General features: G+C 66.0%; 17 protein-coding genes and 1 tRNA gene. 10 read left to right on the top strand and 8 right to left on the bottom strand.

Annotation, left to right across the window (positions count from 1 at the left end; translation table 11 throughout):
* The first annotated feature begins 24 nt into the window (after positions 1 to 24).
* Together DWF00_RS15650 and DWF00_RS15655 are read left to right on the top strand one after the other, a co-directional pair.
* Positions 25 to 1,512: an MBOAT family O-acyltransferase gene (locus tag DWF00_RS15650; protein ID WP_245973975.1), complete on the top strand. Its 1,488-nt coding sequence runs from the start codon at positions 25 to 27 to the stop codon at positions 1,510 to 1,512.
* A 26-nt stretch (positions 1,513 to 1,538) separates the two neighbouring features.
* The gene (locus DWF00_RS15655) at positions 1,539 to 3,107 is read left to right on the top strand and encodes an alginate O-acetyltransferase AlgX-related protein (protein ID WP_181832646.1); all 1,569 of its coding nucleotides are present in this window, start codon (positions 1,539 to 1,541) and stop codon (positions 3,105 to 3,107) included.
* A gap of 435 nt (positions 3,108 to 3,542) precedes the next feature.
* On the opposite strand, the gene DWF00_RS15660 is transcribed toward DWF00_RS15655, so the two are convergent.
* The 3 genes from DWF00_RS15660 to mnmA all read right to left on the bottom strand — a co-directional run bounded on the left by DWF00_RS15660 (position 3,543) and on the right by mnmA (position 5,588).
* Positions 3,543 to 3,619: transfer RNA gene (locus tag DWF00_RS15660), tRNA-Met, on the bottom strand.
* Between the two features lie 69 nt (positions 3,620 to 3,688).
* A complete protein-coding gene (locus DWF00_RS15665; RefSeq protein ID WP_114829437.1) occupies positions 3,689 to 4,369 on the bottom strand; it encodes a class I SAM-dependent methyltransferase in 681 nt (226 codons plus the stop codon).
* A 40-nt stretch (positions 4,370 to 4,409) separates the two neighbouring features.
* Positions 4,410 to 5,588: a tRNA 2-thiouridine(34) synthase MnmA gene (gene mnmA / locus DWF00_RS15670; protein ID WP_114829436.1), complete on the bottom strand. Its 1,179-nt coding sequence runs from the start codon at positions 5,586 to 5,588 to the stop codon at positions 4,410 to 4,412.
* A gap of 242 nt (positions 5,589 to 5,830) precedes the next feature.
* Here mnmA and DWF00_RS15675 point away from each other — a divergent pair, with 242 nt between their 5' ends.
* The 3 genes from DWF00_RS15675 (at position 5,831) to sciP (ending at position 8,621) form a co-directional block, all read left to right on the top strand.
* The gene (locus DWF00_RS15675; protein WP_114829435.1) at positions 5,831 to 7,402 is read left to right on the top strand and encodes a flagellar hook-length control protein FliK; all 1,572 of its coding nucleotides are present in this window, start codon (positions 5,831 to 5,833) and stop codon (positions 7,400 to 7,402) included.
* An 11-nt stretch (positions 7,403 to 7,413) separates the two neighbouring features.
* Positions 7,414 to 8,091: a flagellar hook assembly protein FlgD gene (locus DWF00_RS15680; RefSeq protein ID WP_114829434.1), complete on the top strand. Its 678-nt coding sequence runs from the start codon at positions 7,414 to 7,416 to the stop codon at positions 8,089 to 8,091.
* Positions 8,092 to 8,345: 254 nt separating this feature from the next.
* Positions 8,346 to 8,621 carry a CtrA inhibitor SciP gene (gene sciP, locus DWF00_RS15685; RefSeq protein ID WP_038359348.1) on the top strand — a complete coding sequence of 92 codons (276 nt, stop codon included), beginning with the start codon at positions 8,346 to 8,348 and terminating at the stop codon, positions 8,619 to 8,621.
* Between the two features lie 135 nt (positions 8,622 to 8,756).
* Here the strand turns inward: sciP and DWF00_RS15690 are convergent, their stop codons facing one another.
* The 4 genes from DWF00_RS15690 to DWF00_RS15700 all read right to left on the bottom strand — a co-directional run bounded on the left by DWF00_RS15690 (position 8,757) and on the right by DWF00_RS15700 (position 13,031).
* Positions 8,757 to 10,592, bottom strand: coding sequence for a carbamoyltransferase family protein (locus DWF00_RS15690; RefSeq protein WP_114829433.1), 1,836 nt, complete (start codon positions 10,590 to 10,592; stop codon positions 8,757 to 8,759).
* A 13-nt stretch (positions 10,593 to 10,605) separates the two neighbouring features.
* On the bottom strand, positions 10,606 to 10,755 hold the full coding sequence (locus DWF00_RS29460) for a DUF5989 family protein (protein WP_181832645.1): 150 nt from the start codon (positions 10,753 to 10,755) through the stop codon (positions 10,606 to 10,608).
* A 13-nt stretch (positions 10,756 to 10,768) separates the two neighbouring features.
* Positions 10,769 to 11,203, bottom strand: a complete 435-nt coding sequence (locus DWF00_RS15695) for an SxtJ family membrane protein (RefSeq protein WP_245973977.1) — start codon at positions 11,201 to 11,203, stop codon at positions 10,769 to 10,771.
* Positions 11,204 to 11,291: 88 nt separating this feature from the next.
* Positions 11,292 to 13,031, bottom strand: a complete 1,740-nt coding sequence (locus tag DWF00_RS15700; protein WP_114829432.1) for a methyl-accepting chemotaxis protein — start codon at positions 13,029 to 13,031, stop codon at positions 11,292 to 11,294.
* A gap of 281 nt (positions 13,032 to 13,312) precedes the next feature.
* Between DWF00_RS15700 and fliF the strand changes: the two genes are divergently transcribed.
* The 5 genes from fliF to flbD all read left to right on the top strand — a co-directional run bounded on the left by fliF (position 13,313) and on the right by flbD (position 18,435).
* Positions 13,313 to 14,977, top strand: a complete 1,665-nt coding sequence (gene fliF / locus DWF00_RS15705; RefSeq protein ID WP_114829431.1) for a flagellar basal-body MS-ring/collar protein FliF — start codon at positions 13,313 to 13,315, stop codon at positions 14,975 to 14,977.
* A 92-nt stretch (positions 14,978 to 15,069) separates the two neighbouring features.
* A complete protein-coding gene (gene fliG, locus DWF00_RS15710; protein ID WP_245973999.1) occupies positions 15,070 to 16,074 on the top strand; it encodes a flagellar motor switch protein FliG in 1,005 nt (334 codons plus the stop codon).
* Positions 16,071 to 16,685: a FliH/SctL family protein gene (locus DWF00_RS15715; RefSeq protein WP_147283698.1), complete on the top strand. Its 615-nt coding sequence runs from the start codon at positions 16,071 to 16,073 to the stop codon at positions 16,683 to 16,685. Before fliG ends, DWF00_RS15715 begins: the two co-directional genes overlap by 4 nt.
* The gene (fliN, locus tag DWF00_RS15720; protein WP_114829429.1) at positions 16,682 to 17,029 is read left to right on the top strand and encodes a flagellar motor switch protein FliN; all 348 of its coding nucleotides are present in this window, start codon (positions 16,682 to 16,684) and stop codon (positions 17,027 to 17,029) included. Before DWF00_RS15715 ends, fliN begins: the two co-directional genes overlap by 4 nt.
* Before the next feature lie 41 nt (positions 17,030 to 17,070).
* On the top strand, positions 17,071 to 18,435 hold the full coding sequence (flbD, locus tag DWF00_RS15725) for a sigma-54-dependent transcriptional regulator FlbD (protein WP_114829428.1): 1,365 nt from the start codon (positions 17,071 to 17,073) through the stop codon (positions 18,433 to 18,435).
* 151 nt (positions 18,436 to 18,586) lie between these two features.
* On the opposite strand, the gene DWF00_RS15730 is transcribed toward flbD, so the two are convergent.
* Complete coding sequence (locus DWF00_RS15730; protein ID WP_147283697.1) at positions 18,587 to 18,907, bottom strand: hypothetical protein; 321 nt, start codon at positions 18,905 to 18,907, stop codon at positions 18,587 to 18,589.
* Between the last annotated feature and the right edge of the window lie 189 nt (positions 18,908 to 19,096).

The following is a 19,096-nucleotide window of genomic DNA, read 5'->3' on the forward strand; positions in this document are numbered from 1 at the left end:
AGACGCCATCCTAGAAATAGAAAGATGGAAGGCGTGATATTCAGCTCTGCGATATTCTTATTTGTATTTCTTCCTATCGTATTGGTGCTTTATTACTTATCTGATTATCGGTTTCGTAACGTTATTCTTTTTGCGGCGAGCCTATTTTTTTACGCCTGGGGCGAGCCAGGCTATGTATTTCTTATGATTTTATCTATTTTATTGAATTGGTTTACCGGTATTCTGATAGATAGAGTTAAATCACGGCGGGTTGCGTTTTTAATACTTAGCGCTGGGGTGACAATAAACATTATAATACTCGTGTATTTTAAGTATTTTACCTTCTTTGCGTCCGTAATCATCTCTGCGTTGTCGGGACTATACGATTTTGGCGACCAACCAGAGGCCATCCCGCTCCCTGCCGGGATTTCCTTTTTCACGTTCCACGCGATCTCTTACATCGTCGATATTTACCGCGGGCAGGCCGGCGCGATCCGCAACCCGCTGACGATGGGCCTTTACATCTCCCTGTTCCCGCAACTTGTCGCCGGGCCGATCATCAGGTTTCACGACATCGCCGAGCAGCTGAAGCTGCGCGTGAACTCATACGAGCGGTTTGGGTCAGGCATCGAGCGCTTCGTGTTTGGGTTGGCGAAGAAGCTGCTGATCGCCAACCCGCTTGGGCAGGTCGCGGATGCGGCGTTCGCCACTGCCGCCGCCGACCTGTCCACACCAACGGCGTGGCTCGGCATCACCTGCTATACGCTGCAGATCTACTTTGACTTTTCCGGCTACTCCGACATGGCCATCGGCCTGGGCCGCATGTTCGGCTTCGAATTCCCCGAGAACTTCAATTATCCCTACATTTCCCGCTCGGTGCGAGAGTTCTGGCGCCGCTGGCACATCTCGCTGTCGACCTGGTTCAGGGACTATCTCTACATCCCGCTCGGCGGCAGCCGCGCATCGAAGGCAACGATGCGGATCAACCTGATCATCGTGTTTCTGCTCTGCGGCCTCTGGCACGGCGCCAGCTGGAACTTCCTCGTCTGGGGTGCCTTCCACGGGGCGCTGCTTTCGCTCGAACGAGGGCCCTTCGGAAGCTTCCAGGCCCGCCTGCCGCGCCCGCTGGCGCACGCCTACACGATCTTCATGGTGATGATCGGGTGGGTGTTCTTCAAGGCGGATACGTTGAGCCATGCCGTCGGCTTCCTGCACGCGATGTCCGGCCTGTCCGATGCAGTCGGCATTGCAGGTGATATCGCGCCGTTGGTCACGCCGAAACTGCCGTTCGTGATCGCAGCGGGCGTTCTGCTCTCGACGCCGATCGCGACATTCTGGGCCAGGGACTGGAGGACGCGACGCTTTCCCTCGCATTCGAAGGAACCTTACCCTTCCCCTCTCGGCGAATGGCTGGATAAGGACGGGCCGCCAATTTTCTTGGCGCGGGCGCTGCTTGTCCCGATCCTATTTGCCCTGTGCGTCTCCGAGCTGGCGTCAGCGACCTACAACCCATTCATCTATTTCAGGTTCTAGAGATGCGACAGATTACGAACCTGATCATGACGATCACCTTCGTCCTCATGATTGGGGTTCCGTTCGTCGGCCTCTGGTTCGAGCCCGCAGCGAATGCCGAGCAAAGAAAGCTCGCATCGTTTCCCGAGTTGCAAACCGTGCGCGACGGAGCCCGGCCATTCACTCTCAAGCTGGAGGCCTTTGTCAATGATCGCTTCGGCTTCCGAAAGGCGTTCCTTGATCTGCAGGCATGGTTGAGTTTTTACGGCTTTGGCGTGTCATCGTCGCCAAGGGTCATCGCCGGAAAGGACGGCTGGCTCTTCTATACGGAGGATGGCTCGTTATCCGATCTTCTCGGAAAGACCCCTCCCGACCAGGCACTGACTGACGCCTGGGTAAGCAGCACGAAGCAACGCGCAGCATGGTTGGCCGAGCGTGGGATTCAATACCGGGTCGTCATCGTGCCCGACAAGCACTCGGTCTATCGCGATAAGCTGCCGCCGCTGTTGCGCCCCGCGAGGAAAACCAGACTAGACTATTTGATGGCGGGCCTTGCCGCTGAGCCTAGCGTCATCGACCTGCGTGCCGAGATGACCGCAAAGAGGAGCTTCCCGCACGACCTGTATTTCAGGACGGACACCCACTGGAATTCTTTGGGAGCCTCGGTCGCCTATTCGAGGATCATGGCCTCACTCGATGCGCCGGTGGCGGAGGGCGAATTCGCATTGGCTCTGGGACCATCAAGGCCGCGAGATCTGGCGGTCATGGCGAGAACCGAAAGCTCCGAGGCGGATATTGTTCCTTCGCAGGGATCCAAAGCGACCTGCGCGCCGGGGCAAGTCTTGCCGCCTCTCGGCCTGGACGTGGGGGCAGTCCTAGCCATGTCGGCCGCAACCTGCCCAGGCGAGCAATCAACCGCCCTGATCTTCCATGATTCGTTCATGGTCTCCCTTACACCGTTCATTCGTCAGGGATTCGAGCGAACGGTTTTCGCCTGGACGAGGCCTTCCGACGACCTTTTTGTCCGAATGGTCGAGCAGGAGAAACCCACCGTCGTGATCGAGGAACGCGTTGAACGGTTCATGAGCTTTGCGCCTGGGACCGATTTGGCCGGAGCTCGCGGCAGATACGCCAGCCTAGATTCCAGAAATTTCACAACAGCGTCGCTGGCAGCACGCGAGAACATCTACCAACTCATACGCAACGGCGCAGTCGTGGAGGGCGATCGGATCGTCAGTCGTGGAGAGACTTGGGCTGAGATAACGGGCGGCCCGGCGGACGGTGGATTCGTCGGCGTGGGCGCAAATCAAGACGGGAAGATTCTGCTTCACGGTTGGGCGGCGATGGTTCCCAAACTCAAACCCGCCGAATATGTTATCCTGACACGCGGAAAGAACGTCATTTTCACTGCTGGCGTAGGCACTTCCAGGCTCGATGTTGCCAATCACTATGACGCTCCAGCCATGGAGGATACAGGATTTGCTTTCCTGATGCCGAAAGATATCCTGAACAGCCGAAGCGGAGACGTCCGCATGTTCGCTGTGGCCGGCCGGATGGTGCATCGAATACAGCCTATCGACGGCGCGCTTGAGCGCCTCGGAGACTCCAAGCGCTAACGGATAAGATTAGCCACCCAGATGAATGGCGCGCGACCGACGCCCGGGTCGTTGCAGTAGCCAGATCTCGGCTCACTATAGGTTGTCTGCCCCAAGTTGGTTTAGGGTTCATCACGCAGCCCGTACGCGATCTGGAACTTCAGCATCGCTCCTGGCCCGCCCGCGATCGGTGGTCCGGGGTGATTGCTAATCCATGACTGGGCTTGGCGCCGAGGCTGGGTTGGCCGGCGAAGCTAGTCCGGGTTACGAGGCCGGCCACGATCTTCGGGGCGGGCGGCATGGAGCGCTACTGCGTCCTGTTGCATGGATCTCGCGCGGCCTTGTTGTAACCCGTTGAAATCAAACGGGACGTGTTGTGTACGGATGCAACACAAAATCACATTCCGTTCTAAGGACGCGCGAGGCGCAAGCACTTGATTTATCTTTTCAAATGGATGGTAGCGGGAGAGGGACTCGAACCCCCGACACGCGGATTATGATTCCGCTGCTCTAACCAGCTGAGCTACCCCGCCCCGACCTCGTGCGCCGCAGGGCGGCGCTCCATCGAGACGGCGCGATATAGGGGGAGGGGCGCTAGCTCGTCAAGCCTCAAGGGCGAGTTGCTCATCGCCATTTGCCGCCTGGGGCTGCGCGGAGGCGAGCTTGCGCAGCCGCACCACCCGGAAATAGCCTCGCCCGATATGCACGGTCTCGTAGCGGCCGGTGGCCTTGGCCCAGTCGGTCAGGCGGCTGACCTTGAAATCGGCGCTCCAGCCGATCGCCTTGGCGATCGGGGCGAGCGCACTCCAGAGCGGGGCGGCGAAGTCGCGGTCGTCGACGAGACGGCTGGCGATGACGATCTCGCCGCCCGGCTTCAGCACGCGGTCCATTTCTGCCAGCGCCTGCTCGGCATCCGGCACGAGCGTGATCACGAATTGCGCGGTGACCGCATCGAAGCTTTCGGTCGCGAAGCCGAGCCGGCAGGCATCCATCACCATCAGGCCGAGCACGTGGTCGAGGCCCTGGTTCGCGACCTTGCGCGCGGCCATCTTCAGCATGTCGAGCGAGAGGTCGACCGCGACGACGCGCGACCCGGGCGTGAAATATTGCAGGGTCAGCCCGGTGCCGACGCCGATCTCGAGGATGTCGGGCCCGCAGGCGCAGGCGGCGGCGACGGATTCGCGCTGCGGCTGCTCCAGCATGCCCTGGTAGATCTTGTCATAGACCTTCGCCCACACTGCATAGGCCCGCTTCTGGCTTTCCAGATGATGTGTCACGGGCATGGCGCGGCTCGGTCGGGTCGGGGTGGAACGGGCGCGGCAATCAGGAGGCGAGCGCTAGGTCGGGACTGGTGGTGCTGATGCGCGCCGTCGGCGACAGGATGGTGCCGCCGCCGAGGACGCGGGCGCCGGGGCGGGCATTCTCGTAGATCACGCAGGCCTGGCCGGGCGAGACGCCCTCCTCTTCGCCCGCCAGCACGACCTTGAGGCCGGCCTCGTCGCGCAGCAGCCTGGCTTCGCGCGGGGCGCGGGTCGAGCGCACGCGCACGGCGATGTCGAGCCCATCCTCCGGCAGCGCGTCGGGGGCGACGTCGCCGAGCCAGTTGAGGTCGCGCAGCCTGATCTCGCGGATGCCGAGCGCCTCGCGCGGGCCGACGATGACGCGGGCCGCGTCGGCATCGAGCCGGAGCACGTAGAGCGGCTCGGCGGCGCTGAGGCCCAGGCCCTTGCGCTGGCCGACCGTGTAGCGCAGCACGCCCTCGTGGCGGCCGAGCACCCGGCCGTCGAGATGGACGATCTCGCCGGGGCGGGCGGCGCCGGGCTTCAGCCGCTCGATCACGTCGGCATAGCGGCCGTTCGGGACGAAGCAGATGTCCTGGCTGTCGGGCTTGTCGGCAATGGCGAGGCCGAGTTCGGCGGCGAGCGCGCGGGTCTGCGTCTTGTCGATCTCGCCGAGCGGGAAGCGCAGCAGGTCGAGCTGCTCCTGCGTCGTCGCATAGAGGAAATAGCTCTGGTCGCGGTTCTCGTCGGCGGCGCGGAACAGGCCGCGATGGCCGTTCGCGAGCGCGCGGCTGCTGACATAGTGACCGGTCGCCAATGCGTCGGCGCCGAGCTCGCGGGCGAGGCCGAGCAGATCGCGGAACTTCACGGTGCGATTGCACTCGACGCAGGGGATCGGCGTCTCGCCGGCGAGGTAGCTTTCGGCGAAGCGCTCGATCACGGCGTCGCGGAAGCGGCTCTCATAGTCGAGCACGTAATGCGGGATGTCGATCGCCTCGGCGACGCGGCGGGCATCGTGGATGTCCTGCCCGGCGCAGCAGGCCCCGGCGCGATGCACGGCGGCGCCGTGATCGTAGAGCTGCAAGGTGACGCCGATGACGTCATAGCCCGCACGCTTCAGCAGGGCCGCGACCACCGAGGAATCGACGCCGCCCGACATCGCCGCGACGACGCGCGTGGCCGCGGGCGGCTTGGCGATGTCGAGGGAGTTGAGCGCGGTCATGAGGGGCGGGGCGGTCCGGTTAAAAAACGGTATGTGGCGGCTCTATACCGGCTTTGCCAGAAGGCTGCCAGTCATGTGCTCGGCAAATCCTGCCGTGCCAGTGCTGGAGGCCGGGCGATTCTTGCCCGTAACAGGTCTGGTTTGGCGAGCTAAGCCGTTGAAATCAAATCGGTGCGCCACTGGCAAGAGACTTGCTGACCGCGATACCGGGTGCGTCTCCTGCCCGCGATCCGGAATTGCCGATGTCCGCCGTGTCCTACCCGCTCCCGTCGCCCAGCCCCGATCCGGTGCCGCTGCGCCGCCGCGCGCCGGAGGCCGATAGCGGCCGCGACGCCGCGCCGTTCAGCCTGCCGGAGGAGCCGGCTGCCGAGGCCAGGCCAGCGGCGGAGGCGAAGGACGACGCCAAGGCGAGCGAGCCCGCGGTGCAAAAGCCGGTTCAGGACAAGGCCGATTCGACCGGCGCGCAAGCGGCCCCGGCGAAGCCCGCCGCCGGGCCAGCCGCGGCGAAACCCGTTCAATCCCAGCCGGCCGATGCCGCGGCACCAGCGAGTGTGCAGCCGAAGCCGGATGTCGGCGCGCTAGTCGCGATTGCGGAGGCGGCGCAGGCGGCCGCAGGCGGGGTCGGGGAGACGAATGCCAAGCCCAAGAAGGCGGAGGGCGAGGGCAAGGCAGAGGTCAAGGCGAAGGAGGGCGAGACGGCAGATGCCGGCGCCGCCTTGCCGATGCCCATGCCTGACCCCGCGTCGGCGCAGCCGGTCCAACCGGCGCCGGTGCTCCCTGTGGGAAGCGAAGCGGTGCAGCAGCCTGCCGTGACCGTCGGCGACGCTCCGGCTCCTGTCTCGGCCGAGGCGCCCGGAGTACAGGGCGCAAGCGGTCAGCAGGCCGTCATCCAGCTCGAGGTGGTACCCGTCGTGCCCGTGCCCGCGGTGCCTCCGGGGGCCGCTTTCACGGCAGCGGGAGGCGAGGCGGCTCCCGAGCCGGATCCGGCCTCGGCGCCCGCATCCGACAAGAGGCCGCGTTTGGCTGTAACCGCTCAATTGCCCTTCGATGCCGCTGCATTGGGACTCACTGGCGCGACCGCGCCTGGCACCGATGCGTCGCTGGAGAAGGTGACGGGGGAGGTGAAGTCCGCCGAAGCCGCCAACGCGAGCCATGCCAAGGCCGGGGGCGCGGAGGCGTCGACCTCCGCCGCTCCGGCCGAGATCGGCAAACCGGCCGAGACCGCGCAGCAACAGCCGAACCTGACCCCGATCGATTTTTCGGCGCTGCTCCATTCCCGTGCGGGCAGGTCCGACGCTCCGGTGCTGCCGACCGGCCTCGATCCGGCTGCCACGGCGCAAGCCCAGCTCGCCAACGGCCAGCACAACGCGGCGGATGGGCAGCCGACGCCGCTGCATGTCGTGCCGGTCGAGATCGGCCTGCGGGCGCTCGCCGGCAGCAAGCGCTTCGACATCAGGCTCGATCCCGCCGAGCTCGGCCGCATCGACGTGAAGCTCGAGATTTCCGACGCGGGCGAGGTCAGCGCCAAGCTGGTGGTCGACCGGGTCGAGACGCTGCACCTGCTCCAGCGCGATGCGCGGACCCTGGAGCGCGCCTTCGAGCAGGCGGGCCTGAAGCCCTCCGATGCCGGCGTCGACATCACCTTGCGCGACCAGAGCGATCAATCCGGCTTCCGCCAGAACCGGCAGGACGAGCAGGCGCCGCAGCGCGCGCGGCCGGGCTCCGACGCCGAGATCGACGACATCGCGATTGCCGCCCAGCCCGTTCCCGTCCGCCGCCTCGTCAGGCTTGGCGGCGTCGATCTCAGCATCTGAAGGGGTCAGCCATGACCATCACCAACGGCCCCGGCGCAGTCACCAACAATAGCGGCAGTGCTGCCGGCAGCGCGGCGAACAGCTCGTCGATCGCCGGCAATTTCGACCAGTTCCTGACCCTGCTGACGACGCAGCTCAAGAACCAGAGCCCACTCGACCCGCTCGACACCAATCAGTTCACCGAGCAGCTCGTGCAGTTCGCCGGCGTCGAGCAGCAGCTCAAGACCAACGAGACGCTGAGCACCCTGCTCAGCATCAACATGGCGACCACGGCGACGAACGCGGTCGCCTATATCGGCTCGACCATCACGGCGGACGGCGCCAGCAGCCAGCTCAAGAACGGCAAGGCCGAGTGGAGCGTCAACGCCGCCAAGGGCGGCACCGCGACGATCACGATCAAGGATGCGAAGGGCAGCGTCGTTCGGACGATGACCCAGAACCTGGTCGCCGGCGACCAGAAGTTCGTCTGGGACGGCAAGACCTCGATCGGCGGCGACGCTGCGCCGGGCGAATACCAGCTTACGGTCGATGCGGTCGACGTCAACGGCCAGCCGGTCACGACCAAGACGCAGATCAAGGGCATGGTCGACGGCGTCGATTTCAACGGGCTGATCCCGGTCCTGAAGATCGGCGACATCTCGGTGCCGATCGACAAGGTCAAGAGCGTCGTGCGCAGCGAGGGGACATGAGAGACCGTTCGATGCTTCTGCTGGCGAGGCCGTCTGATGCGGCTGTCTGCGCTTGCGGTGCTCACGGACCAAAGTTCGCTGCGCTCCGGTTCTTGACAGCCACGCCAGCCGGCTCGCGCCAGCGAAGGCTCAAACGGCCTCTGAGGCGGGGTGCTCGCAGGATAGCGAAATGCGGCGCTATCGCTTTAGGCAATTCTTAAAGCAGCTGGCTTATGGTCAACTCAAGTAGGTCTGTTGAGTTGTGTGAGTGTATCATGACCGAGCCTTTGCGACCGCGGGTGAAGTACGTGATCGGACCGGACGGAAGTCCGCTGACGATCGCCGATCTGCCGCCGATGAATACGCGCCGCTGGGTGATCCGGCGGAAAGCCGAGGTGGTCGCCGCCGTGCGCGGCGGGCTGCTCAGCCTGGAAGAAGCCTGCCAGCGCTATACGCTGACAGTCGACGAGTTCCTGAGCTGGCAGATGTCGATCGACCAGCACGGCCTTGCCGGGCTGCGCACGACGCGCATCCAGCATTATCGCCAGTAAACCGGCGATCCAGGCGACGGAGTTTCCGCTTCAGTTTCGAGGCGCGCTGAAAGGCGCGCCTTTCGTGCTTTCTGAAGCATCGGCCCGAAAAGTGGCATGCGGCCTTGGGAAAAGGCCGATGCTGGAGCTCTTGCCTCAGTCCAGCTCGAAGCTCTCCTTGTAATCGAGCTTCAGGCCCGGGTCCTGCTCTTCCTTGCGCAGCACGCTGTTGCCGACGACCAGCAGCTCGATCTCCGAGCCCATGAAGCAGCGGAAGGCGTCGCTCGCGCTGCAGACGATCGGCTCGCCGCGGACGTTGAAGCTGGTATTGACCACGACCGGGCAGCCGGTCAGCGCCTTGAACCGGCTGATCAGCGCGTGATAGCGCGGGTTGGTGTCGGCATGGACCGTCTGGATGCGGGCGGAATAGTCGACATGGGTGACGGCGGGGATGGTCGAGCGCGGCACGTTGAGCTTGTCGATGCCGAACAGTGCCTTCTCGGCCTCGCTCATCTCGCGGCGCAGGCCCTTCTGCACGTCGGCGACGAGCAGCATGTAGGGCGAGTCTTCGTCGATCTCGAACCAGTCGGCGACATCCTCCCGCAGCACCGAGGGGGCGAAGGGGCGGAAGCTCTCGCGGTACTTCACCTTGAGATTGAGCGTCTTCTGCATTTGCGGGGAGCGCGGGTCGCCCAAAATCGAGCGGCTGCCAAGCGCGCGCGGGCCGAACTCCATGCGGCCCTGCATCCAGCCGACAGCCTTGCCGTCGGCGAGCGCCTGGGCGGTGGTCTCGATCAGCGCGGCATCGTCGAGCGTCTCGAAACGGGCGCCGGCCGCCGTCAGTTCGGCCTCGATCTCGGCCTGGCTGAAGCTCGGGCCGAGATAGCTGCCCTGCATGGCGTCGCCGTTGCCTGAGCGGGGCGGGCGCTCATGGCCAGCATAGAGGTGATAACCCGCGAGCGCGGCGCCGAGCGCGCCGCCGGCATCGCCTGCAGCGGGTTGGATCCAGATGTTGTCGAAGACGTTCTCGCGCAGCAGCTTGCCGTTGGCGACGCAGTTCAGCGCGACGCCGCCGGCGAGGCAGAGGTTCTTTTGGCCGGTCTCGGCCCGCACGGAGCGGGCGAGGCGCAGCACGATCTCCTCGGTCACGGCCTGGACCGAGGCGGCCATGTCCATGTGGAACTGGGTGAGCAACTGCTCGGGCTGGCGCACCGACTGGCCGAAGAGCGCGGCGAAGCGCTCGTTGGTCATGGTCAGGCCCGAGGCGTAGTTGAAATAGCTCTGGTCGAGATGGAAGCTGCCATCGGGCTTGAGGTCGATCAGCTTGTCGAGCATCAGGGCGGCGAAGCGCGGCTCGCCATAGGGCGCCAGGCCCATGACCTTGTACTCGCCGGAATTGACCTTGAAGCCGGTATAGTAGGTCACCGCCGAGTAGAGCAGCCCGAGCGAATGCGGGAAGTGCAGCTCCTTGTGGATCTTCAGGTCCTTGCCGCTGCCGATGGCGAGCGTCATCGTCGCCCATTCGCCGACGCCGTCCATGGTCAGCACGGCGGCATCATCGAAGGGCGAGGGGTAGAAGGCCGAGGCAGCGTGCGAGAGGTGGTGCTCGGTGAAGAGCAGCTTCTCGACGTCGAAACCGGGCGCGATCTTGCGCAGCTCCTTGCCCAAAATGCTCTTCTGGAACAGCTTTTCGCGCAGCCAGAGCGGCATCGCCATGCGGAACGAGTTGAAGCCGCGCGGCGCGACCGCGAGATAGGTCTCCAGCAGGCGCTCGAACTTCACGAAGGGCTTGTCGTAGAAGACGACCGCATCGAGCTCGTCGAGGCCGCAGCCGGCGACCGAGAGGCAATAGTCGACAGCCTTGGCCGGGAAGTCGGCATCGTGCTTCCGGCGGGTGAAGCGCTCCTCCTGCGCCGCTGCCGCAATGACGCCATCGACGACCAGCGCGGCGGCGCTGTCATGGTAGAGGCCCGAGATTCCCAGAACGCGCATCGGCGATGGCGCTCTAGAACAGCGTGTAGACGAAGGGCGCGACCGCGCTGCCATGGGTCAGCACCAAGAGGCCGCCGAAGAGCAGGCTGATCAGCAGGACCGGCACCAGCCAGAACTTCTTTCTCGCCGCCATGAAGCGGAAGAACTCTCGCAGAAACGACATCAGCAGCGTCCCATCAGAATTGGTCTTTCATCGAGGCCGCTTCCGGCCCCGGCGGATCGCGACTGATCCAGTAGGTCTTGGCCTCGGGCTTGCGCTTCAGGCCGAGGAAATCCTTGCCGAACAGGCGTGCCAGCGCGCCGATCGGCGTGAAGACGAGGAAGAAGAGCAGGCCAAGCACGATCGGGTTGACGATGGCGCCGAGCAGCAGGCCGAGCCTGGTCCAGAGCTTGTTGAGCGGGGCGAGCAGCGAGGCCTTGATCAGGGCGACGGCCAGGAAGAGCGCGGCAAGCGCGATCAGCCAGGGCCAGGCACGGCCGGCATGCCAGCCGTTAAAGCCGGCGAGCAGCGTGAAGAAGCCGGCGAAGACCAGGCCGAAGGATCGGTCGCTCGACCCTTCCACCGCGTCATGGCCCGGCTGGAACTCGTGATGCACGCCCTTGCTCGCCACGCGATGCTCCCGCTTCCGTCGCGCGCTGTCTAGACGATTACGGCCGAATGCAAAACAGGCTTGTCCGGGCGGCGGCCCGTCGCCGGTCCTAGGCGGTGGCGTCCCGGCGCCATTGCATGGCGAATTGCTCGGCGCTTTCGGTCAGCATGTCGAGGCGCCCGGCCATGTCCTGGGCGGAGGCCGCGACCTGTCCGGCACGGCCGCTGACTTCGACGGCGTTGCTCAGCATGGCGTCGAGCGTCGCGGTCAGGTCGGTGGTGCTGCGCTTGGCCTGCTCGGTCAGGCTGGATCCGTCGCTCGCCTTGGCGGCGTCGGCCTCGACGGAGCTGCCGAGCACGGTCGAGGCGTCGTCCATGCTGGAGACGGCGTCGGTGATCGTCGCCATCGCGCCGAGCACGCTGGCGACGCCGGTCCGCATGGCCTGCACGCGTTTGGCGATTTCCGCAGTCGCCGCGGTCGTGCTGACGGAGAGCGCCTTGACCTCCGAGGCGACGACCGAGAAGCCGCGGCCGGCCTCGCCGGCTCGGGCCGCCTCGATGGTGGCGTTGAGCGCGAGCAGGTTGGTGTGGGCGGCGATGCCGCCGATCATGCCGACCGTGCTCTCGATCTCGTCGGCCGCCCGGGCGAGCTGGGCCGCGATCGCGTCCGTGCTGGCGGCCTCGCCGGCGACGACGCGGGCGCTCTGGGCGATGGCGCTGACGGCATGGCGGGTACCGATGATCGAGGAGAGCAGGCTCGAGGAGGTGACCGAGGAGACGGTGACGCAGTCGCGCAGCTCGTCGACGCTCAGCGCGCCGCCCTGGGCCATCAGCTCGGCCGAGGTCGCGAGCGTGCTCAGCTCGCCGGCGGTCTGGCGCAAGGTCTCGGCGATGGTCGCGGCATGGGTCACGGCGCCGTGGACGTCGCTCTCGAAGCTCGCCGCCATCGCCGCCAGCTCGCTCTGATGGGCGCTGCGGTTCTCGTCGAGGGCGCGGGCCAGCAGGCGCTCGGCCTCGCGGCTGTCGCTGAGATTGGAGAGCGCGCCGGCGATCATGCCGATCTCGTCCTTCCGCTCGGTACAGGGGATGACGGCGCGCTCGCCGGCCGCCATCTGCCGGATGGCATCGGTGAGCTTGCGCAGCGGCTGCAAGGTCGAGCGCAGCATCGCCCAGATCAGCAGCGCCGCGACGGCGCAGCCGCCCAGCGCGAAGAGCAGCACCAGGGTCCGCGAGGTGGCGTGGCTGGTCTCCAGGATGGCGTCGACCGAGCGGCTGATCTCCAGGATGCCGCGGACGTCGCCCTCGCGCCAGCCGGTCTTCGGCGCCATCGCCGGGTCGTTATGGCAGCTGAGGCAGCTCGCCTTCAGCCGGTCGCCGATGGCCATGCGGACGAAGTCCTTGCCGCCGATCGTCTCGCGCCGGACGAAGGGCTCGTCCGGCTTGGCCTGAAGCGCCTCCCAGGCCGCCTGCTGGAAGCCGTCGAGCTTGCGGTCGGCCCGGTAGGGGAAAGGGTAGGGGCTGACGAAGGCGGCCTTGGTGTCGGCGTCGCTGATCAGGTTGAGATAGTCGCTGATGAAGGATGCCTGGAACGGGACGCTGCCTGCCTCGGTGCGATAGCCCGGGGAGACCTTCATGGTGCCGTGCTCGGCGACCTTGTTGACCACGGTCTCAAGGTAGAAGCTGCGCAGGGCGAGGGTCTGCTTGGCCTTGATCAGGTTCTGCCGGGCGGCTTCCTCGAGGATCATCTGGTCGAAAGCAGGTGGAAGCAGGAAGATGACCGCCGCCGTCAAGGTCCCGATACCAAGGACGAGCGGCCAGATCACCCGAAGAACCAGAGATTTCTTGAGCATAAGTGGTCCGTTGCTGCATCTCGGGCGTCGGCCTGGGTGGATATCCGTAGCCGGCTTAAGCAATCCGGCGTCTCGATCCGTCGAATAGCCGGGTTTCTGCTAAGGAAAGCTTAGGGCGATTTCCGAAACAGGCCTCCTAGCGAGCGGCCCTGAGTTTATTCACCGATTCCGTAGCGTCGGGCCGGTTCGTTAACGGGTTGCTAACCATGCACTGGGAAAAACTTGCCTAGTGAGCCGCACCTTGCGCGCGGCCATCACGGCTTTGTGGAACGGGTGGCGGCGTGAACGGGATCGTCGAGCAATTCAGGAGATTCGGCGCGGCGCGGCTGGCGGCGATGCTAGCCGTCACGCTCGTGCTGATCGGCTTCTTCGGCTTCGTCATGCTGCGCATGTCGGAACCCGCGATGAGCGTGCTCTTCACCGACCTCTCGACCACCGACGTCAACGCCATCCTGAAGGAGCTCGACACGCGCGGCATCAAGTACGAGTTGCGCGCCGACGGCCAGACGGTGCTGGTGGCGAAGGCCGACGTGCCGCGGCTGCGGCTCGACCTCGCCGGCAAGGGCATCCCGTCGGGCGGCGGCGTCGGCTACGAGATATTCGACAAGGGCGACGCCTTCTCCTCGACCAGCTTCGTCCAGAACATCAACCATTTGCGCGCGCTCGAAGGCGAGCTGTCGCGCACCATCCGCTCGATCAGCCGGGTGCAGGCCGCGCGCGTCCATCTCGTCATCCCGGAGCGGCGCCTGTTCGAGCGCGACCGCGAGCTGCCGCGCGCTTCGATCGTGCTCAAGCTGGCCGGCGAACTCGACCCAGCCCAGGTCCGCGCCGTGCGCCACCTCGTCGCCTCCGCCGTCGACAGCCTGAAGCCCGAACGCGTCTCGATCGTCGACGAGCGCGGCCGGCTGCTCGCCGATGGCGCGCAGGGCGAGCAGGGCCTCGCCGGCCTCGGGCTCGACGAGCGCCAGTCGGCAATCGAGAAGCGGGTCAGGGCGCAGGTCGAGGAGATCGTCGCCAGCATCGTCGGCCAGGGCCGGGCGCGCGTGCAGGTCGCAGCCTCGCTCGACAGCAACCGCGTCGAGAGCCGCTCGGAGACCTTCGACCCCGAGAGCCGCGTCGTCCGCTCCAGCCAGAACCGGACTGAGACTTCCGCGACCAACGAGCAGAACGGTGCCGTGACGGTCGGCAACGAGTTGCCCGGCGCGCAACAGAACCAGGCGCAGCAAGGCGCGCGCGACAGCAACAACAAGAACGAAGAGGTCGTCAATTACGAGATCTCGCGCACGACGCGCACCGAGGTCGTCGAGGGCGGCCGCGTCCAGAAGCTCTCGGTCGCCGTGCTGGTCGACGGCACCTATAGCCGCGGCCCCTCCGGCGAGCTTGCCTATCAGCCGCGGGCGCCGGAGGAGCTGGAGCGCATCGGCCAGCTCGTGCGCACCGCGGTCGGCTTCGACCAGGGTCGCGGCGACAAGGTCGAGATCGTCAACCTGCGCTTCGCCGAGGCGCCGCAGCCGGCGCTCGACCTGACCGAGCAGACATTGATGCAGCAGCTCCTCGCCTTCACCAGGGAGGACCTGATCCGCTTCGCCGAGCTCGGCGTGATCTCGCTGCTGACGCTGATCGTGCTGATGACCGTGGTGCGGCCGCTGCTGAAGCAGGTGCTGGCCTCCGACAAGGTCCGGCCGATGCCCGCCTTCATGCGCAACGGCGTCGCGGTCGAGGACCAGGGCACCGGCGACCCGGCGAGCCCGCGCGTGCTCGCGGCCATCGGCGACACGCAGACCATCGAGGTCGACGCGCCGTCCGAGCGGATGCTCGCCATTGCCCAGATCAAGGGTCAGCTCAAGGCGCAGTCGGTCGAGAAGATCGGCGCCATGGTCGCGCAGAACCCGGCGGATTCGGTCGCGGTGCTGCGCGGCTGGATCCACGAAAAAGCCGCGGCATGAGGTCCTGAATCATGGCGATGGAGGCTCGCTCGATCGCGACACGGAACTCCGGGCGCGACACTGCGGACTACGAGTCCGCGGCGCCGGAACCGATGACCTATACCGGCATGAACGGGCCGCAGCGGGCTGCCGTGATCCTGCTCGTGCTCGGCGAGGAGCACGGCCGCGCCATCTGGCAGGAGCTCGACGACGAGGAGATCCGCATCATCACCCGCGCCATGGCGGAGCTCGGCACGGTCGATTCCGACATGGTCGAGCGGCTGATGCTGGACTTCGTCGGCAAGCTCTCCAGCGCGGGCGCGATCACCGGCTCGTTCGACCGCACCGTCTCGCTGCTGGAGAAGATCCTGCCGCCCGATCAGGTGGCGCTGATCATGGAGGAGATCCGCGGCCCGGCCGGACGCAACATGTGGCAGAAGCTCGGCAATATCGATGCCGTCGTGCTCGCGAACTTCCTCAAGAACGAATACCCGCAGACCATCGCCGTCATCCTCTCGCGCATCCGCTCCGAGCACTCGGCCAACGTGCTGCGCCACCTGCCGAACGAATTGTCGATCGAGGTCGTCGCCCGGATGCTGCGGATGGAATCGGTGCAGAAGGAGGCACTCGACCATATCGAGAACACGCTGCGCACCGAATTCGTCTCGACGCTGACCCAGACGCGCCGGCGCGATCCGCACGAGCAGATGGCCGAGATCTTCAATAGCTTCGACCGCCAGACCGAGATCCGCTTCCTCTCGGCGCTCGACGCCTCGAACCAGGAATCGGCGGCGCGCATCCGCGCGCTGATGTTCACCTTCGAGGACCTCGGCAAGCTCGACCCGGCCGGGCTGCAGACGCTGATGCGCGTCGTCGACAAGGACACTCTGGCGCGCGCGCTCAAGGGCGCCAACGAGCAGATGCGCAGCTTCTTCTTCGGCGCCATGTCGCAGCGCGCCGTCAAGAACATGACCGACGACATGCAGAGCCTCGGCCCGCTCCGGCTGAAGGAGGTCGACGAGGCGCAAATGAAGATGGTCACCCTGACCAAGGACCTCGCCGACAAGGGCGAGATCGTGATTGGCAAGGGCAATTCCGAGGACGAGCTGGTCTATTGACGATGGGCACTGCCAAGAAATTCATGTTCGGCACGGATTTCCGCGAGGGCGGCCGGCGTGCGACCACCGAGGCGGACATCGCCTCGGCGCGCGCGGAGGGCTTCAGCGCCGGGCAGGAGCAGGGGCGCCGCGAGGCCGAGAGCCAGTTCAACGCGCTCGTCGGCAAGCTCGTCCGCTCGGCCGACAAGCTTGTCGCGGACGAGCAGAAGCGCCTCGCCGAGATCGAGGGGCAGGCCGCCCAGGTCGCCATCGTCACGGCGCAGGGGTTGGCGCGCGCCGCGCTGGCGCAGCAGCCGCTGGCCGCGCTCGAGCGGGCGGTGCGCGAATGCCTGGGGCATGCCCGGCTGGCGCCGCACCTGGTGGTGCGGGTCAACGAAACAGCCGTCGAGCCGGTGGAGAGCATGCTTGCCGGATTGGCGCGCGAGATGGGCTTTGCCGGGCGCCTCGTCGTGCTCGGCCAACCCGACATCGCCATAGGCGATGGGCGAATCGAATGGGCCGATGGCGGCTTCGTCGTCGACGGCGCCAGGTTGGAACAATTGGTCGAGCAGGCGGTCGCTAGCCTGTTCGGGCCCCATCAGCTTGGCGGCACCGAGCGGAGATCGTCATGAGCCACGAAAACGACCTCAACCTGCCGCCGCTGAACCCGGCCGACCTCTCCTTCGACCACAACGCCTCGGTCGCGCGCTCCGGTCCGGTGCCGGTCAAGACGGCGGAGGACCTGGAGCAGGTCTTCGACGTGCCGGTCACGGTCTCGGCCGTGCTCGGCTCGTCGCGCATCGCGGTCGGCGACCTGCTCCAGGTCGCGCCCGGCACGGTGCTGGAGCTCGACCGGCGCGTCGGCGAGGCGATCGACATCTTCGTCAACGAGCGCCTGGTGGCGCGCGGCGAGGTCGTGGTCGTCGAGGACCGGCTCGGCGTGACCATGACCGAAATCATCAAGGCCGACCGCTGATGCGCGCCGCGCCCATTTCAGAATCAGGGAGAACCTGAGCCATGCGTCTCATCATCGTCGGCGGCCTGCGCGGCGCGATCATCACCGCGGCCAAGATCGCGATCTCGCATGGGGCGAACGTCACCCATACCGAGAACATCGAGCAGACGCTGGCGGTGCTGCGGGCCAAGGGCGCCGACCTCCTCATGGTCGACGTCGCCCAGCCGATCGCCAAGCTCGTCGCGGCGCTTGAGGCCGAGCGCATCCGCACGCCGATCGTCGCCTGCGGCACCTCGACCGATGCGCGCGCGGCCGTCGCCGCGATCCAGGCCGGCGCCCGCGAATACGTGCCGCTGCCGCCCGATCCGGAGCTGATCGCAGCCGTGCTGGAGGCGGTCGCCGCCGACCAGACCAGCCTGATCTGGCGCGATCCGGCGATGGAGCGCGTCGTCCAGCTCGCCGGGCAGATCGCGCGCTCGGACGCGCCCGTCCTGGTGACCGGCGAGAGCGGCACCGGCAAGGAGGTGATCGCGCGTCACCTGCACCAGAAGTCGCTGCGCAGGGACAAGCCCTTCGTCGCGGTGAATTGCGCGGCGATTCCCGACAACCTGCTCGAATCCGAGCTGTTCGGCCATGAGAAGGGCGCCTTCACCGGCGCCGTGGCGCGGCGCATCGGCAAGTTCGAGGAGGCCCATGGCGGCACGCTCCTGCTCGACGAAATCTCCGAGATGGACGTGCGCCTGCAGGCCAAGCTGCTGCGCGCCCTGCAGGAACGCATGATCGACCGGGTCGGCGGCACGCAGCCGGTCAAGGTCGACCTCAGGATCATCGCGACCTCGAACCGCAACCTCGGCGACGCCGTGCGCGACGGCTTGTTCCGCGAGGATCTGTTCTACCGGCTCAACGTCGTGCATCTCAGGCTGCCGGCGCTGCGCGAGCGGCCCGGCGACGTCCTGGCGCTGGCCGATCATTTCGCCAAGAAATATGCCGAGATCAACGGGCTGCCGCTGCGCCCGGTCGCGGCCGACGCGCGCAAGGTGCTGCTCGCCAATTCATGGCGCGGCAACGTCCGCGAGCTGGAGAATACGGTTCATCGCGCGGTGCTGCTGGCGCAGGGCGGCGAGATCAACGCCGAGGCGATGCTGACGCCGGAGGGCGAGACGCTCGGCCCGGTCTCCGGGCGCGATCCGGCGGGGCGGGCGGCCCAGACGGCCGATGCGATGACGCGCTCGCTGGTCGGGCGCACCGTCGCCGATGTCGAGCGCGACCTCATCCTCGATACGCTCGACCATTGCCTCGGCAACCGCACGCATGCGGCCAAGATCCTCGGCATCTCGATCCGGACGCTGCGCAACAAGCTGAGCGAGTACACAGCGTCCGGGATTGTCGTGGCGGAGCCCGGTCAGGCACGCATCAGCGCAGCCTGAGAGACCATCTGCGACTTCTACTGACGCGGCTGCCTGCGCTTCCGGTGCTCGCGGACGATAGTCCGCTGCGCCCCGGTTCTCGACAGCTACGCCAGCCGACTCGCGCCGGCGAAGTCTCAATACGGTCTAGGGACGGGCTCGCTACCGGATCTCAGTAGAACCGCCGGCGATAATAGGGCCGGCCATAGTAGCGCGGCCGGGCATAGTAACGCGGCCGGGCGTAGTAGCGCGGACGGTAGACGCCGTACGGGCGGTAATAGCGGCGGCGGTAGTAGTACTGGCTGAACTCCGCGTCGGTGCCGTCGAGGCCCTGCTTCGTCTCAGCGGATAGGTCGCCCTCGCTAGTCGGAGGCGTCGTTGGCTCCGGTGCGAGCTTGGCGGGGGTAGGGGCTGCTTCGGCTACGGCGATGCCGCCTAGGCTTGCTGCGGCAAAGCCGCCGATCAAAGTCGTTATGAATGAGCGTCTATCCACGGCATCCTCCGGGACATGGTTTCGTCCAGCGTTCCGCGTCGTTCTAGGACCCGAAACAGCATGAAACCATAACGCAGTTTTAGGCGATTTGTTGCCGGTCGCGAGAATTCTTCGCACATGGCTAAAATGCGCGCCGGCTACAGTGCCTGGGCATCGGCTCTTTCCGAAAACCGCATGCCACTTTTCGAG

It is taken from the genome of Allobosea caraganae (assembly GCF_003351345.1).
GTDB classification, from domain to species: Bacteria; Pseudomonadota; Alphaproteobacteria; order Rhizobiales; family Beijerinckiaceae; genus Allobosea; species Allobosea caraganae.